We start from the raw sequence: 16,629 nt of genomic DNA on the forward strand, positions 1-16,629 counted from the left end.
GTTCCGACTTTCAGACGACTCAAAAAAAAACTTATTCTCTTCCGGTGGAAGAGAATAAGACTGGCATTATTTCTTGCGTTGACTCGTTTCCATAATCACGGGTAAAATCACTGGCCGGCGTTTTGTTTGTTCAAACAGATAACGGCTTAATTGCTCTCGAATATCCTGTTTCAACTTGCCCCATTCAAAATCATTATTCTTCAAATTTTCCTGAATAATGTCTTCAACAATCGTCGCACTTTCCTTCATCAAGTCTTTACTTTCTTTGACATAAACAAAACCTCTTGAGGTAATTTGCGGACGAGCCACAATCTTTTGTTGCTTACGGTTAATCGTCGTAACAGCGATAAAGACACCATCCTCAGAAAGAATACGGCGATCGCGCAACACAATATTACCAATATCTCCGACACCTAATCCATCAATTAAGACATTGTCAGCATCTGCGGTTCCTGCAATATGCATCCGACCATCTTTGTATTCCAACATATCGCCACGGCCAGTTAAATAAATGTTTTTATACGGAATCCCTAATTCATTCGCCAAATCAGCATGAGCCGCCAACACACGGTACTCACCTTGAATGGGAATAAAGAATTTCGGCTTCATCAGATTCAACATCAATTTCAAATCATTTGGATTAGCATGACCAGACACGCGGAAGTTATCCGAAATAGTCTTAACGGTTCCACCTGCACGGTAAATCATGTCTTCCGTTTTAGCAACGGTTGTTTCCATCGCGATAGACGGTGTGGTCGTGATGTAAACCAAGTCACCCTCTTGAATGTTAATCCCACGAGTACGGCTGCTTGCCATACGTTGAAGAGCTTTGATTGGCTCACCCATGCGACCCGTTTCCAAAATTAATAGTTCTTCTGGTTGATAGTTTTTCATGTCTTTTGCTTCAATAATTAAATCTTCACTGGCTAATGTTAATTTATCCAACTTAATAGCGGTCCGAATAATCCGTTCCAAATCTTCGCCAGTTAAGACAACTTTCCGTAAGGAGCGATGAGCGGCATCCAACACTTGCTGAACACGTTGGATATTACTTGCCACACTGGCCACAATAATCCGACCATCCCAATAACGTAAGGTGTCAAAGACCTCTTCTGAAATTTCACGTTCAGGCACCACTTGAGTGGGATTTTCGGCATTGGAAGAATCACTTAACAGAGCAAGGACACCTTCTTTACCAATTTCTGCTAAACGAGCAAAATCAGTTTGATACATTGGAATCGCGCTGTGATCAAACTTAAAATCACCTGTATAAACAATATTGCCCTCTTTGGTTTTCACTGAAACACCGACTGAATCCGGAATGGTATGAGTCGTTCTAAAGAAGCTAACCGTTCCAAACTCAAAATCAATTTCAGTAAACTCATTGATGACATGGAAATCTTTAAACTGTTTGGAACCTGGATAACTTTCCACGTTTAGCTTCGCTAACTCAATCGTTAACTCCGTTCCGAAAACTGGAACACTAATGCTTTCAAGTAAATACGGTAAGGCCCCGATTGCATCCGCATGGCCATGTGTTAAGAAAACACCCGCAATCTTGTCTTTATTTTCTACCAGATAAGAAAAATCGGGAATCACGACATCGATTCCTAACTGATCATTTTCTGGGTATTTTAGACCACAGTCTAAAATAAAAATCTCTTCTTCCACTTCTACGATGTACATGTTTTTTCCGTTCTCACGGACACCGCCTAGTGGAATAATTTTGATGTTACTCAAATCCTTCACCTCATATGTTCTTCCCAATGATTACTTATTCAGTATCATTAAAATATTTTCTTTTTCTACGGGAGTACAGGCAACCAGAGGTAAACGCAACCCACCAACATCAATGCCACGATGATTTAAGACGGCTTTTACAGGTGCCGGTGAGGGCACTGAAAAGACAGCTTGCATCTTAGGTAACAGTTGAGCGTGAATCCCACTGGCTTCCGCTAACTTCCCTTGCTCTATCAGCTGATACATGGCAAACATCTCATCCCCAATCACATGGCTGGCAACGGAGATAATCCCTTGAACACCCAATGTTTTGGCAGTAAAAGCCATGGCATCATCACCACTGAACAACAGAAAGTCGTCAGGGGATTCAGCTTTAATTAAGGCTAAGGCATCGGCACCGCTGCAATCTTTGGTCCCAATGACATTTGGTAAAGCGGCGAGGCGTAAAGTTGTGGCAACTTCCATGTTAACGCTGGTACGACTTGGCACATTGTATAACATGATAGGCAGCTCACTGGCTTCCGCTACGGCTTTGAAATGTTGGTAAAGTCCTTCTTGGTTGGGTTTGTTGTAGTACGGGACTACCACTAAACCGGCTGTAACTCCATCAATCTTTGCTACTTTTTTTACAAATTCACAGGTCACGTGAGTACTATTGCTACCGACTCCACAAATAATTGGGACACGACCAGCCACAATATTCACTGTTGCTGCAAATAATTCTAAAGCTTCTTCCTGACTCAAGGTTGGTGATTCACCAGTTGTCCCTGATACGACTAAGCCTTCCGTATGATGAGCAAGTAAATACTCAATCAAGTTCGGTAATTTTTTATAATCAACTGCCCCATGATCATCAAAAGGTGTCACCATTGCAGTTAAAATACTAGCTTGTCCTAAATCCATTTTAAGTCCCCCAGTCTTGATTTACGGCACGCGAACTAAATCCAATTGGTGCAGCGTCTCCGCAATTTGCACAGAGTTCCAAGCGGCACCCTTCAGTAAATTATCAGACACAATCCACATGTGGAATCCATTCTCCACATCCAAGTCACGACGGATACGACCGACGAAGGTTTCTTTTTTATCAATACTCGTCAAGGCTTGCGGGTATAGTTGATTGGCTGGGTCATCTTGTAAAACAACACCTGGCGCCTCATTCATAAGCCCCTGAATCGTGGTCACATCTGTCGGTTCTTTTACCTCGATGTAGACAGACTCTGAATGCCCTGATAAAACGGGAACACGCACACATGTGACGGATATTTTAATGCTGTCATCAGACATGATTTTTTTCGTCTCATTCACCATTTTCCACTCTTCGAGAGTGTAGCCAGCTTCACCAAACACGTCAATTTGTGGCAATGCGTTAAAGGCCAGTGGGTAATGTTTTTTGTCACCACCACAAGGTAAAATGTCCGCCCTTACTTCATCTGCTGACTTGCCAGTTAACATTCCAGTTAACTGAGTTTCCAGCTCTTTAATGGCAGACATACCTGCTCCACTAACCGCCTGATAGGTCGACACGATTAAACGATCAAGACCTACTTTTTGACGAATCGGTTCTAAGGCCACCATCATCTGAATGGTGGAACAATTTGGGTTAGCAATAATGCCTTGATGTTGATGTAAGGCCTCTGAATTGACTTCAGGTACAACTAATGGCGTACTTTGATCCATTCTAAAGGCACTCGTATTATCGATCACAACAACACCACGTTTAACGGCTTCTGGCGCGAAGGTTTTGGACAAATCGCCTCCAGCACTAAAAATCGCCAAATCAACACCGTCAAATTCTTCTGCAACTAACTCCCGAATGGTCACAGATTGATTTTTAAATGTCAGTTGTTTTCCAGCAGAACGCTTTGAAGCCAGAAACTTAATCTCCTTAATCGGCAATGAACTGCCTTCTAACATCTCAATAATTTTAGTTCCGACTGCGCCAGTCGCTCCAACAACTGCAACATGGTATTCTCTACTCATACTATAAACTCCTTCATTTTGACAATTTTTCCCGAAAAATCTCATTCTTTATTTTACCACAAAAATCAGGAAATATCTTTAATATTCTCCTTCCTTGCCTTTAAATAGTTCGTAGTATCCCCATCTTTATCCCTAAATCCCCTATTCAACTCAACTAAAGTGACTGATTTCAGCTTTTTTTCAGACCAGAAGCCCACTCAAAAAAAGATGACGAGACAACCCGTCATCTTTCCTTATTTATCACCATCAACCTCTTAACGTTGACTAAAAAATGAAGTATCCGTAAAATAGCGAATACTCATTTGTTCTAATTGACTGGCAGACTCCAAATTATACTGAGAGAGTTGCTGCAAGTCTTCTACCGTCGCACGAATTTTCCCACCAATCACAACCTCATGACTGTCATTGGTATTTGACCCATCACTTAGAATGTCGCCAGTTACTTGGCCAACATTGTTCACTAACTTTCCCACGGCTCACTCCTCCTAATTGAAATGCCTTTTGATAATAATATAACATCAAAAGACTTATATTCCAAAGAAGATGCACTGATAACAGGCTTTTTCGTTTTTTTTTAGTAAAATTGGATAACTAAAGTCATCAACAATTGATCTCTACTCTCTAAACTGAGCATCATACAAGTTTTTATACACATTGCCTAATGCCATTAAACTTTCATGTGTGCCTTCTTCCACAATTCCTTTTTCATTGACCACCACAATCCGTGTAGCATGTTTGATAGTTGCCAAACGATGCGCAATAATCAGCGTTGTACGGCCTTCTGATAAAGAAAATAAAGATTCTTGAATGACTTGTTCCGTTTCCGTATCCAAGGCCGATGTCGCTTCATCTAAAATTAGAATCGGCGGATTTTTTAAGAACATCCGAGCAATCGCCACTCGTTGTTTTTGGCCACCTGATAACTTGACGCCCCGCTCACCAACAATCGTGTCCAAGCCCTCTGGTAAATTATCAATGACTTTTTCCAGATGAGACAACTTGACAGCTTTTAAAATTTCACCCTCAGTGGCTTCCAGTTTTCCATATGCCACATTTTCTCTAAGAGTCCCTGGGAATAAAAAGACATCTTGCTGAACGATTCCAATTTGATCTCGTAAAGAATTTAAGGTCATATCCCGAATGTCAATTCCGTCAACCATAATTTTACCAGAAGTTACCTCATAGAAACGAGGCAATAAATTACATAGCGTCGTTTTTCCAGAACCACTTGGACCGACAAAAGCCACCGTTTCACCAGGGTTAATTTTTAAGGAGATATGACTTAAGACTTTCGTTGAATCTTCGTAAGCAAATGAAACGTCATCATAGACAATCGTTCCTTTTAAATCGTGAACAACTTGGGCATTCGGCCGATCTTGAATGGCTGGCACCTTATCGATTTCTTCAATAAATCGTTTAAATCCCGCAATTCCTTTAGGGTAGCTTTCAATCATGTTATTGACCTTCTCAATCGGTCGAACAAACACATTTGATAGCAAGATAAACGCAACAAATTGACCGTTAGTCAGCTCACCGTTTATAACGTAATAAGCCCCAAAGAAGAGCACGAAGAGATTAATCAAACGAATTAACAGATAATTATAGGCAGAACTTACACCCATGACATTATAGAACTTCAACTTTGATTGACGGTAATTCTGATTCAATGTTTCAAATCGCGATGCCTCATGTTCCTCATTAGCAAAGGCTTGAACCACACGAATGCCACTGACTGATGCTTCTATTCCCGCATTAAACTCACCTAAATTATGATAGATATCCGTATTAACACGGGTCATCTTCTTATTGAAGTAAATAAGGGCTACTGTAATAAAAGGAACCAAGATCGCCGTCGCAATAGCCAATTTCACGTGGGTGTTGAGCATGATCAAAAAGGCCCCGACAAGTGTCATTACCGTAATAAAAATATCCTCTGGTCCATGGTGAGCCACCTCAGATATCTCAAATAAATCTGTAGTCAAGCGACTCATTAATTTACCTGTCTTTTGATTGTCATAATAACCAAACGGCTGACGCTGTAAATGAGCATATAAGTCCCGACGCATATCCGTTTCCATATTTACTCCCAACATGTGACCAAACGTCACCACCACATATTGTAAAGCTGTGTTTACTCCATAAAAAAACAGTAAGGACAAACAAGCCGTTATAATCAAATTCCAATCATTTTTTGGCATGATCTTATCAATGACTTGATTGACGACGATTGGAAATGCCAACTCTAAGGCTCCCGCTACAATGGCACAACTAAAATCTAAAATAAACAACCCTTTATAAGGCCTGTAATAGCTAATAAATCTTTTTAACATTTAAACACTCCTCCCTCACTTAGTTAAACAAAAAACGAGGTCCTTGTAAAGCAAAATAAAAAGACACACAAAATGACCGTCCAATGAATGACCGATTCAATCCGAGTATCTTTCCTTTTCCTATGAATACCTTCAATAGCTATAAGCAGCTATTAATTCATCAAGGAAGGTATCACTATTTTGAATAACCCACTTATCTTTCTTATCTAAATCTACCATTAAGTCAAGATTAACTGTTATTGCATCAGTTTTAGCCTGCTGATTATTAATTAATCTAGTCACAGCTTCAAAACTTACATCATTGACCAACTGGTTAATTTGCTCCTCATTACTATCCGCCGTAAGCTCCGTCATTTTTTTCTGCAACTCTATCTCTAGGCTTTCACTTAGCTGTTTTTCAGACAGTTCTTCTAAACCAATAACCGTCAATTCTATCCTAGCTCTGGTTGTCGTTTCTTCCAAAACGTTTACTTTAAAGGAGGTCTTCTCCTTTAAATTGCTGGTTACTTTATCTCCTAGTTGCGCTAACTGTTGATCATACTCATCTCCTAACTCAAAACTTTCTTTTAAATCAGAGACATAATCGGACATTGGCTCAATATCAACTACTGAACCATCCAAAATAAAAATTTCGTTTAATTTTTCAACATCTTGATCATAAATTAGACTGTCGACTAATTCGAGAGCCGCATCTTTAGCAGCAACTGGTTTCACACATCCAACTAAAATAAATGATAAACTAATAATAATGCCTAATAGTATCTTCTTCATATCTACACTCCTGACTAGCGACGACCTTGATTATACTCTTTTTTTTCTTGAATAATCTGTTGACGTTCGCCTTGACTCAAATTAGGATCGCTAAGCTGCTGGCCGTATTCGCGATTGCGCTCCCCAATTTCACGGCCGCTCTGACTGGCACCTGATGTCACGTCGACTACTTCTGAAGTTTCCGCAGTCTCCACCGCCTGTCCCATTCCTATTGCGGATTGTGTAACGTATTCTGCCTGATCTTGCTCCACTGTAACGTGTTCTGCTTTCTCATTAATAACTTTTTGTTCTGCTAGTTTAGCTTCCTTAATTTGTATTTGTTCAGCCACTCTATTTCTAACTTCTTCACCTGCTTTCTGACGAATCACTTCTAACTTAAGCTGAATTTGATTCCGCCTTAGATCGTTTTTTATTTTAGAGATAGTCTCCTTTGAAACACCTTCACTGACTGAACCCATCATCAGCATTACAATGCTGACAACCAAGGCTCCTATTACAATACTCATTTTTTTCATCACATTCATCTCCTAATTTGAACACTAACTAAACAACTATTATCAATTAACCACTAGCCACCTATTAATCATAAAACAATAGCTGTGCAATATGTACTTTCTTCTAACTTTCTTACCGTATTCTCATTTAGACCTAAAAAATCCACTGATTGCATTTACTCAGTGGATTTTTCTTCTATTTTTATAAGTAATACAAATTTTCTGATGGGTAAATTGGATCACAAGTCACATCGATCCCCAGTTTACGTAAGGTTTGTTCATCGTCTTTGTTAAGCATCACAGTTGAGTGAGCTTGAACACCATCTAATTGCGATAACTGCTCATAGGCTAGCTGCGCCGTTGGATTTGTGACAGCGCTAATTGCTAATGCAATCAACACTTCGTTGGCATTTAAAGCTATTAAACGACTATTCAAATCGTTGACTTTTAACTTTTGAATCGTCTCAAGAATGACCGGCGACAATAATAAAATATCATCTGAGATATTAGCTAGGGTTTTGATTGAGTTTAAAATAGCAGCAGAACAAGAATCCATCAGATTACTGGTTCGGCCAGTAATAACTTGACCATCCATTAACTCAAAAGCTATGACGGCAGGTAAATCACTGTTATCTGTGACATCACGATGCTTTTCAGCATAGATACGCGCTGGAGAAACTGGCACACGGTCTTCTTGTTTTAACTCTAACTCTTCCATGATTAACTTCATGCGATTCAGAATTTCTTCTTCAACTACGCCCTTTTTAAAATCATTTTCCGTAGCAAAATAACGGCGGATAATCTCTTGCTTTGATGCCTCTTGGACAACCTCGTCGTCAATAATTCCAAAACCAACCCGATTGACGCCCATATCCGTCGGCGATTGGAAGACTGATTCTTTGCCAGTGATACGCTCGATAATCCGTTTAATAACTGGGAATGTTTCAATATCACGATTGTAATTCACCGCGACTTTTTTATACTTTTCATAGTGGAACGAATCGATCATGTTGACGTCTTTTAAATCGACTGTTGCCGCTTCATAAGCAATGTTTAATGGGTGTTTCAACGGGACATTCCAAACAGGGAATGTTTCGAATTTTGAATAATCAGCACTGCGCCCTTGTAAATTTTCATGATACAACTGATTTAAACAAGTGGCTAATTTTCCGCTACCAGCACCTGGTGCCGTTACGACTACAATTGGTTTTGTCGTCGGAATGTACTCATTGCGACCAAATCCTTCTGGACTGACAATTTTATCAATATTAGCTGGATAATCTTCAATTGCACTATGCTTGTAAACCTTAATATCCCGACGCTCTAATTTGTTAATGAAAAGTTTGGTCGACGGTTGACCGTTATAACGCGTAATAACGACACTGTTAACAGCCAGCTCATATTCTCTTAATTCATCAATCAAACGTAAAATCTCCATGTCATAAGTAATACCGTAGTCACCGCGGATTTTATTCCGTTCAATATCGCCAGCATACACACAGATGATGATTTCCGCTTGATCTTTCAATCGTTGCAGCAATTTAATTTTTGCATCCTCATCAAATCCTGGCAGAACACGCTTAGCATGTTTATCGCCAATTAATTTGCCGCCAAATTCAAGATACAATTTGTCGTAATCGTTCACTCGTTCAAGAATATACTTTGATTGCTCTTCAATATATATCTGTGGATCAAATCCAAGTTTCTTCATGTCAGGTCCTCCGATAAGTCTTCTTTTCATTTTTACCTTTATCTATTATAAACTATTCTGACCAATTGCCAACCTATTTTCCTTCGAATCTTTTTTCCCAGGCCCCACACCTATGTAAAAGACGGGAGCCTGTCAATAAAGAAAGCCTTTTTTTCCTTCAATTATTTTTCAACCATCGGCTTTAGCTGTGATATAATAAGCGCAAAATAGACTATTGGAGGAATGATATGACTATGACAGAAGGTTACATGCCCTATCTCGGGTACCAAACTTATTATCGGGTGATTGGTGACTTAAACAATGACCAAAAACCACTTGTCTTATTACACGGTGGCCCCGGTTCTGCTCACAATTATTTTGAATTGTTGGATTCATTAGCTAAAGAAGGACGAGCTTTGGTCATGTACGATCAGCTAGGATGCGGTCGTTCTGCCACCCCATCGCGACCTGATCTATGGAAGGCCGATACTTGGGTCAATGAGTTAATTGCTCTTAGAAAACATCTCGGCTTAGATGAAATCCACTTACTCGGTCAATCTTGGGGTGGGATGTTAGCCATTCAATATCTTAGTGATAAGCAACCTGAAGGAATTAACAGCCTGATACTATCTAGCACCCTGCCTTCTGCTGATTTATGGGCTCAGGAACAAATGCGTCTGATCAAGTTTTTACCAGAAGAGGAGCAGCAAGCCATTCATAACGCGATTGCCAGTGGCGATTTTAATCATCCGGACTATTTAGCCGCAAATGATCACTTGATGCTCCGTCATTCTGCCGACCCTGTGACAGAAGAGTCACCAGAACCATTACGACGTGCTAAGGCCTCTGGTCGCGAGTCCTACGTGACCGCTTGGGGGCCTAATGAATTTTACCCTAATGGCACCCTTAAGGGCTGGGATTACCGCCATAAATTACCGGAGCTGAAAATACCTACCCTGATTATAAGTGGTACGAATGACCTTTCGACACCTCTCATCGCTAAAACCATGCTGGATTTAATTCCCAAGGCTCAGTGGGAACTCTTTCCAAGTCGTCACATGCCTTTCGTTGAAGAAAATCAGGCCTACCTTGAGCTTTTAGAGAGTTGGTTGCCGACCTACGATTAAGCGGCTAAAAAAAAGTCACAGCAGAGATGAACAAAGTCAGTCAACAAATCACAGAGCATCCGTCTGGATTGTTGAGTGATTCTGTTTAAAGATTAATTAAATTCAGCTCTTCAACTAACTAATCTGGTCACAATATGTTAAAATCTAAGATGAAATCTTTTAGAACCTACTATGTAGAGTAGAAATAAATAATGAAAGTAGTGACGTTAATGAACATCGGAATTGATAAAATCAACTTTTTCACTCCCAGTCTTTTCGTGGATTTAGTGAAATTAGCCGATGCTAGAGGGATTGACCCGAATAAATTTACAGTTGGTATCGGTCAAAATAAGATGTCGATTAATCCAATTACTCAAGACACGGTTTCCATGGGCGCCAATGCGGCTTTGCCTTTAATCACAGCTGATGAAGCTGATACGATTGATTTAGTTATCTTAGGAACAGAGTCTGCTGTTGATTATTCAAAATCTGGGGCAGTAATCATCCACCAACTCTTAGGCATCCAGCCTTTCGCCCGCTCCATTGAGGTTAAACAAGCTTGCTACGGCGCTACGGCTGGCTTGATGATGGCCAAAGATTATATCAAAACCCATCCGGGACGAAAAGCCTTGGTTATTGGGTCGGATATCGCTCGTTATGGACTTAACACTGCTGGGGAGGTTACTCAAGGGGCTGGTGCTGTTGCAATGATTGTTAGTGAAAACCCGCGAATTCTCCTATTAGAAGACGAATCAGTGGCAATGAGTCAAGATATTTTTGATTTTTGGCGACCTACCTACTCCGATACAGCCATTGTCGACGGGAAGTTTTCAAACGAAGCCTATATCAATTTCTTCCAGCAAATTTGGCAAGAATACACAAAACGTACTGGACTAGGCTTAGACGACTTTACTGCCATAAGCTTCCACCTGCCCTATTCCAAAATGGGACGAAAAGCCCTTAACACGATTTTGGACAGTGCCTCTGAGTCGTCTCAAGAACGCCTGTTGGAAAACTATCAACACAGCATTACTTATACTAAAGATATTGGCAATATTTATACTGGGTCTCTTTTCCTAGGTCTCTGCTCGCTCTTAGATTTTCAGAAAAATCTAAAGGCTGGCGACCGCATCGGTTTGTTTAGTTATGGCTCTGGTGCCGTCGGCGAATTTTTCAGCGGTAAACTGGTGGAAAATTTTAGAGATCATCTCAATACTCAGGAACACACAGCCTTATTCGCTGATCGTCATGAATTAACGATTGCCGAATATGAAGAGGTTTTTAATGAGAGTTTACCTGTGGATGGCTCAAGCCAAACTTTTAGCAATCGCTTTGACCAAGCAGCCATTTATTTGGATGCCATTAGTAAGCACCAACGCCATTACCATAAAAACTAATAATTACAAACGAGAGCCTGACTTAATGTCACCTCTCGTTTTTACTAAGGACTATCAATGAGATGGAGGAATAATATGCGTGAAGTTGTTATTTTAAGTGCTGCCAGAACCCCGATTGGCAAGTTCCGAGGGGTCTTTAATCAAACCTCAGCTGTCGAGCTAGGGGTCGCTGCAGGCCAAGCGGCTATCGAGCGATCCGGTATCCTGTCAGAGCAGATTCAACAAGTTATTTTAGGGCAAGTCCTACAAGCTGGTAGTGGCCAAAACCCAGCTCGCCAAGTCGGCCTAAAACTGGGAGTTCCTCAAACTTCCCCTGCTATGACGATTAATGAAGTTTGTGGCTCAGGATTAAAATCTGTCATCTTAGGCGCTCAAGCCATTCAACTTGGGGGCGTCCAAACCGTCTTAGTTGGCGGTATTGAAAACATGTCCCAGTCTCCTCTATTGCATCAGCGTTTAGGACGTGATGAGGTGGTAGATCCAGAGTCATTGACTGACTCCATGTTTCACGACGGTTTAACCGATGCCTTTAGCCAATTGCCTATGGGCTCAACAGCAGAAGCTGTTGCTGAAAAATATCATATCTCCCGTGAAGCCCAGGATCAATATGCGCTGGCTTCTCAGCTAAAAGCCAGTGCGGCCCAAACTGCTGGACTCTTTGACAAAGAAATCATTCCCGTCACCTTAGCAGATGGGCAAATCGTCAGCCAAGACCAAGGAATTCGTGGCAACAGCACTTTAGAAGGGTTAGCTAAGTTAGCCACTGTTTTTCAGGCAGATGGAACGGTGACGGCTGGGAATGCCTCCACTATTAACGACGGCGCAGCTGCCTTGGTTTTAATGGCGAAAGAGGAGGCAGAAGCTCAAGGACTTCCTTATTTGGCCACTTTAGGAGAGTATAGCGAAATCGGCAATGACCCTACCTATATGGGGTATGCCCCTTATTACGCCATTAAAGAGCTCTTGAAAAAAATGAACCAAACCGTTGATGATATTGATTTATTTGAAATCAACGAAGCCTTTGCCTCTCAATCAATTGCAGTCGTCCGTGATTTACAATTAGATCCAGCTAAAGTTAACCTTACTGGAGGCGCAATTGCCCTTGGTCATCCCTTGGGAGCCTCAGGGGCACGGATTTTAACCACTCTTTTATACGCCTTGGAACGAGAGGATAAAGATCAAGGCATTGCCTCTCTCTGCGTTGGTGGCGGAATTGGTTTAGCCTTAAATATCACTAAGAAAAGATAATAGAGCCCTCACCGCTGGAAGGGTTCTACCGAAGAATTACCTTACCAGAATGACCGGTGAAGAGTTGGAGGAACAAGATGAGTTTTTCTAAATTTTATAATAAAACCCGAGAGGAACGTCTCAACATATTGACAGAAACTGGCTTTCTCTCAGAAGAAAGCAGCAAGCTATTTGCTAATAATTCTCCCTTGGATGAGGCGGTGGCCAATAGTTTAATTGAAAACCAACTGACTCAATTTCCCCTACCAATGGGGGTTGCCTTAAACTTTATTGTCGATGGCAAAGAGGTAGTTGTGCCAATGGTCGTGGAAGAACCCTCTGTGATTGCTGCGTGCAGTAACGGGGCTAAGTTTATGACTCCCAAAGGCTTTACCACGACGATTCACGAGCGGGCCTTAATCGGTCAATTGATTCTGACAGGCCTAGAGGATTTCCCTGCTGCAAAAAAAATAATCGAGGAGCATCAAAGTGAGCTAATTGCCCAAGCAGCACTTAGCCACCCTTCCATCGTTAAGCGAGGAGGCGGTGTCACATCGATTGAAACCCGTATCCTTAACAATCAACAGGGGCAGCCAGAATTTTTAACGATTCATCTAATAGTCGACGTTAAAGATGCCATGGGTGCCAATATTGTCAATACGATCTTAGAAGGCTGTCGTCCACTGGTTGAAAGCTGGATTGGGGGCAGCTGTTTGATGAGTATCTTAAGTAACTTTAATGACCACTCTTTAGTCACTGCCACTTGCGAGGTCGAAACGGAGCGCTTGACGACGGCAACCATGGATGGCCAGTTACTGGCCGAGCGGATTGTGGCAGCGACACGTTATGCCCATCTTGATCCTTATCGGGCAGCTACTCACAACAAAGGGATTATGAATGGGATTGACTCCGTCTTAATCGCCACAGGAAATGATGCACGGGCGATTGAAGCGGGTGCTCACGCTTACGCCAGTCGCCTCGGCCATTATGGCAGCATGTCCAACTGGCAACTTGATGGCACTCGCCTAATTGGCGAATTAACCCTCCCTATGCCTGTGGGAATCGTTGGAGGGGCCATTAGTGTACTACCCATGGCTAAAGCTAACCAAGAGCTCCTAAAGTGCCAATCAGCCGAAGATATAGCAAGAGTTATCCTATCCGTTGGTCTAGCTCAAAATTTTTCAGCCGTAAAAGCTTTGGTTAGTGATGGCATTCAAAAAGGGCATATGAGTCTCCATGCCAAATCATTGGCGATTCATGTTGGCGCCGTCGATCAAGAAATCGATCGCTTAGCAGCTTTATTACGACAAGAACCAACCATGAACTCCGTCGTTGCCAAAAACTTGCTAAAACAACTGAGAGACTAAAAAAACAACAATCGGCTACCACCGATTGTTGTTTTTTCTAATTAAAAGGAAAGCATCTAACGTTCTCTATATCATAGTTTGGCTCCAACTTCACGAGACGTTCAGCTTTTCTTATTAATATGCTTTAGTACGGTCTGCGATTCCTTCAAAATAAGTTACCTCAGAAAAACAAACACTGAAGTCCTCTCCTTGTGGACTACAAGAGTAAAACCCCACTTGCAAACCTCCTTCAAAATGACACATTCTTATAGGTGACCAGTTTTCACCGTCCAAGGACCAAGCGATATAGAGATCATCCTCTATCCGAATCATTCGGAAGTAAGACTGATTCCCCTCTTCAATCTCCTGAGTCGCCCAATCGGAAAAATTATCTTGAGTAACCACCGAGCCTAGTTTGTTTAGCCCATCTGGTATGTATTCGATGGAGGTTTTGACCCAATTGCTACTATCTCCTCGTAACATTAAGCCTGCCTGATCGTAGCGATTGGTAGGTGTCATGATTATTTTAGCCGATAAATAAAAATTGCCTCTAGGTTTTAGTCCGTAAAAATGACCATCATCCCGCTTAAACTGATAATGAGTTTGTTGCCAAAAGTCGGTATTTAGTTTGCTTTTCATGGTCAAGCTTTCCTGACTGGCACTGTAACTAGCTTCTTTCGGCGGGTTTAACCACTCCATTTGGTCGATTAATTGATTCAGTGTTTTCATTGACAGCCTCTTTTCTAAAATGTCTCTGATCCTCATTATAAGCGATTCAGCCCTAAGGTGCCATGAGATCTTTAAGCTAAAGGAGCTGCTTATCCAAATGAGGGGCGTATAAGATAACTTCCGGAACTCCGATAGAACTAATTTTGTTATTGTTAACTAAAGAAGTAAAGGCCCCTTTAGGAATAGCTACAACTAAACGACCAACCCTTACCCCATGCTCTTTAACATACCTCAAAGCACCTTCTGGTTGAAAGCCGTCGTCGGTTGGAAACTCATTTTCCTTATTTTTTGGTACATCAGACTGATGATCTACCAGATAGGTTAGCGCAGAGATAAAATGCTCTCTCACCATCTCTGGATCACTGCCTGAGCTAAGCAGCTTACTGCGAAATAAATTGGGATAGTCTTTATCCAACAACTTTTTTTCGGCATCCCCCAACCCTAAGTCCGTATTAATCATAGGACTACTAAAACGAAACCCAAAATTGGTCTGAGGGATTCCTTGCATGTCTTCAACTGTTTCAACCTTTGTATATAAAGGATGCACGATTTTCTCTTCCTGGATAAAGGCTAACATCTCCTCTATTGATAACGACTGACCAAAATTAATGTCCACCTTAATCCAAGCAGATTCTGGTAAGCCCTCGATCTGAGCGATTTTCCTCTCAACATAAACATTTTTTGGCCCAAAAAAATCGGTGTCCGTCGAAAACATGTCCAAGTCACCTAATTCAATAAAATGTCCCCTTGGACTTAGATTAGTAATTTGCTGACTAGCTTTGATCGTTGTCGTATCAAAGTGCGAGATGTGAGTGAATGAATTAATAGACGTGTTATGGATCTCATACTTACCAATACCTTTCGGCTCGATAAAAATCCCCGTCAGCACATCCCCAGTCGTGTAAACATAGTTATTGGCCCGCTGATAAAGCTCGTAATCACTGGGGCGATCGTTGGTTTTCCCAGCTAAAGGATTCAGATACAACTTATTAATTAAAGGTCCGCCAATCAGCACGATTATCAGCAAGACCACCAGTACAACCGCACCCATAAGAAACCCTTGCTTAATAAATCGCTGACTAACACTTTTTTGAATGGCTCGACTGTCAATCTCTTGACTGATTTCAAGCTCCAGATCTTCCTTGATTTCTTCCGCAAATAAATAATCTTGAATTGCCCTAGCCTTTTCAATATCGGCTTCAATTTCAGTCATCTCTTTTGGGGATAACCAGCCTAACTGATAAGCCTTCAGACGTTCTTCAAACTCCCTTTTTTCCATTTCCCTCCAACCTTTCTTTTAATAATAATCGACCACGGTACAATCGGGTTCTGACTTGACCTGCTGTCAATCTTAAATAGCTAGCGATTTCCTTGCCATCAAGCTCCAAAAAATAATAAAGAATCATCACTTCTCCGTATATCCCTGGCAACTGCTGAATGGCTTCCATCAGTTCCCGTCGCCTTTCCTCTTGGAGCACCTCTTCTAGCCCGTTGACTTCGTGAGCCGGTAGCCGATCAGCCTCATCATAAAAAGTTAGTTTTCGGTCTTTTCTAAACCGATCAATATAACTATTTTTCATGACTCGCATCAACCAAAATTTACAGCGATTGAGCTCAACACTCTCGATATTCAGTAGTAATTTATAAAAAGCATCACTAACCAGCTCTTCTGCTATTTTTTGATTTTTTGTTAGTCCCAGTCCATATAAAATCAAGTCCGAATAGTACCTTTCAAACAACTGACTAATGTGCTTCTCTTTCATTTCTCCCCTCCTTTATTCACAACTTGCTATCCTTTTCACTTACTATACGTTTAATC

At 41.3% G+C, this 16,629-nt stretch carries 15 protein-coding genes; 4 read left to right on the forward strand and 11 right to left on the reverse strand.

The window, feature by feature from the left end:
- Positions 1 to 66 precede the first annotated feature (66 nt).
- The 8 genes from RWN13_RS06865 to RWN13_RS06900 all read right to left on the reverse strand — a co-directional run bounded on the left by RWN13_RS06865 (position 67) and on the right by RWN13_RS06900 (position 9,026).
- Positions 67 to 1,740 carry a ribonuclease J gene (locus RWN13_RS06865; RefSeq protein ID WP_314061734.1) on the reverse strand — a complete coding sequence of 558 codons (1,674 nt, stop codon included), beginning with the start codon at positions 1,738 to 1,740 and terminating at the stop codon, positions 67 to 69.
- Positions 1,741 to 1,770: 30 nt separating this feature from the next.
- Complete coding sequence (dapA, locus tag RWN13_RS06870) at positions 1,771 to 2,643, reverse strand: 4-hydroxy-tetrahydrodipicolinate synthase (RefSeq protein ID WP_314061735.1); 873 nt, start codon at positions 2,641 to 2,643, stop codon at positions 1,771 to 1,773.
- 21 nt (positions 2,644 to 2,664) lie between these two features.
- Positions 2,665 to 3,720, reverse strand: coding sequence for an aspartate-semialdehyde dehydrogenase (locus tag RWN13_RS06875; RefSeq protein ID WP_314061736.1), 1,056 nt, complete (start codon positions 3,718 to 3,720; stop codon positions 2,665 to 2,667).
- A gap of 254 nt (positions 3,721 to 3,974) precedes the next feature.
- Positions 3,975 to 4,193 (reverse strand): hypothetical protein, encoded by a 219-nt coding sequence (locus tag RWN13_RS06880; RefSeq protein ID WP_314061737.1) that lies wholly within the window; start codon positions 4,191 to 4,193, stop codon positions 3,975 to 3,977.
- A 141-nt stretch (positions 4,194 to 4,334) separates the two neighbouring features.
- Entirely contained in the window at positions 4,335 to 6,050 is a 1,716-nt protein-coding gene (locus tag RWN13_RS06885) for an ABC transporter ATP-binding protein (RefSeq protein ID WP_314061738.1), read from the reverse strand.
- A 132-nt stretch (positions 6,051 to 6,182) separates the two neighbouring features.
- Positions 6,183 to 6,821, reverse strand: a complete 639-nt coding sequence (locus tag RWN13_RS06890) for a DUF5105 domain-containing protein (protein ID WP_314061739.1) — start codon at positions 6,819 to 6,821, stop codon at positions 6,183 to 6,185.
- A 14-nt stretch (positions 6,822 to 6,835) separates the two neighbouring features.
- Positions 6,836 to 7,336 carry a hypothetical protein gene (locus tag RWN13_RS06895; RefSeq protein WP_314061740.1) on the reverse strand — a complete coding sequence of 167 codons (501 nt, stop codon included), beginning with the start codon at positions 7,334 to 7,336 and terminating at the stop codon, positions 6,836 to 6,838.
- Between the two features lie 181 nt (positions 7,337 to 7,517).
- The gene (locus RWN13_RS06900) at positions 7,518 to 9,026 is read right to left on the reverse strand and encodes a DUF1846 domain-containing protein (RefSeq protein ID WP_314061741.1); all 1,509 of its coding nucleotides are present in this window, start codon (positions 9,024 to 9,026) and stop codon (positions 7,518 to 7,520) included.
- Positions 9,027 to 9,253: 227 nt separating this feature from the next.
- On the opposite strand from RWN13_RS06900, the gene pepI reads away from it, so the two are divergent.
- From pepI to RWN13_RS06920, 4 genes are all read left to right on the forward strand, one after another.
- Positions 9,254 to 10,132 (forward strand): proline iminopeptidase, encoded by an 879-nt coding sequence (gene pepI, locus RWN13_RS06905; protein WP_314061742.1) that lies wholly within the window; start codon positions 9,254 to 9,256, stop codon positions 10,130 to 10,132.
- 209 nt (positions 10,133 to 10,341) lie between these two features.
- A complete protein-coding gene (locus tag RWN13_RS06910) occupies positions 10,342 to 11,508 on the forward strand; it encodes a hydroxymethylglutaryl-CoA synthase (protein WP_314061807.1) in 1,167 nt (388 codons plus the stop codon).
- Positions 11,509 to 11,583: 75 nt separating this feature from the next.
- Entirely contained in the window at positions 11,584 to 12,756 is a 1,173-nt protein-coding gene (locus tag RWN13_RS06915) for an acetyl-CoA C-acetyltransferase (protein ID WP_314061743.1), read from the forward strand.
- 77 nt (positions 12,757 to 12,833) lie between these two features.
- Positions 12,834 to 14,102 (forward strand): hydroxymethylglutaryl-CoA reductase, degradative, encoded by a 1,269-nt coding sequence (locus tag RWN13_RS06920; RefSeq protein WP_314061744.1) that lies wholly within the window; start codon positions 12,834 to 12,836, stop codon positions 14,100 to 14,102.
- 114 nt (positions 14,103 to 14,216) lie between these two features.
- Here RWN13_RS06920 and RWN13_RS06925 read toward each other — a convergent pair whose 3' ends face one another.
- The 3 genes from RWN13_RS06925 to RWN13_RS06935 all read right to left on the reverse strand — a co-directional run bounded on the left by RWN13_RS06925 (position 14,217) and on the right by RWN13_RS06935 (position 16,573).
- Entirely contained in the window at positions 14,217 to 14,810 is a 594-nt protein-coding gene (locus tag RWN13_RS06925) for a DUF1349 domain-containing protein (RefSeq protein WP_314061745.1), read from the reverse strand.
- Between the two features lie 76 nt (positions 14,811 to 14,886).
- Entirely contained in the window at positions 14,887 to 16,089 is a 1,203-nt protein-coding gene (locus tag RWN13_RS06930) for an anti sigma factor C-terminal domain-containing protein (protein ID WP_314061746.1), read from the reverse strand.
- Positions 16,070 to 16,573, reverse strand: coding sequence for a sigma-70 family RNA polymerase sigma factor (locus RWN13_RS06935; RefSeq protein ID WP_314061747.1), 504 nt, complete (start codon positions 16,571 to 16,573; stop codon positions 16,070 to 16,072). The genes RWN13_RS06930 and RWN13_RS06935 overlap by 20 nt, the downstream gene beginning before the upstream one ends.
- Positions 16,574 to 16,629: the final 56 nt, after the last annotated feature.

It is taken from the genome of uncultured Vagococcus sp. (genome assembly GCF_963518325.1).
Taxonomy (GTDB): Bacteria; Bacillota; Bacilli; order Lactobacillales; family Vagococcaceae; genus Vagococcus_D.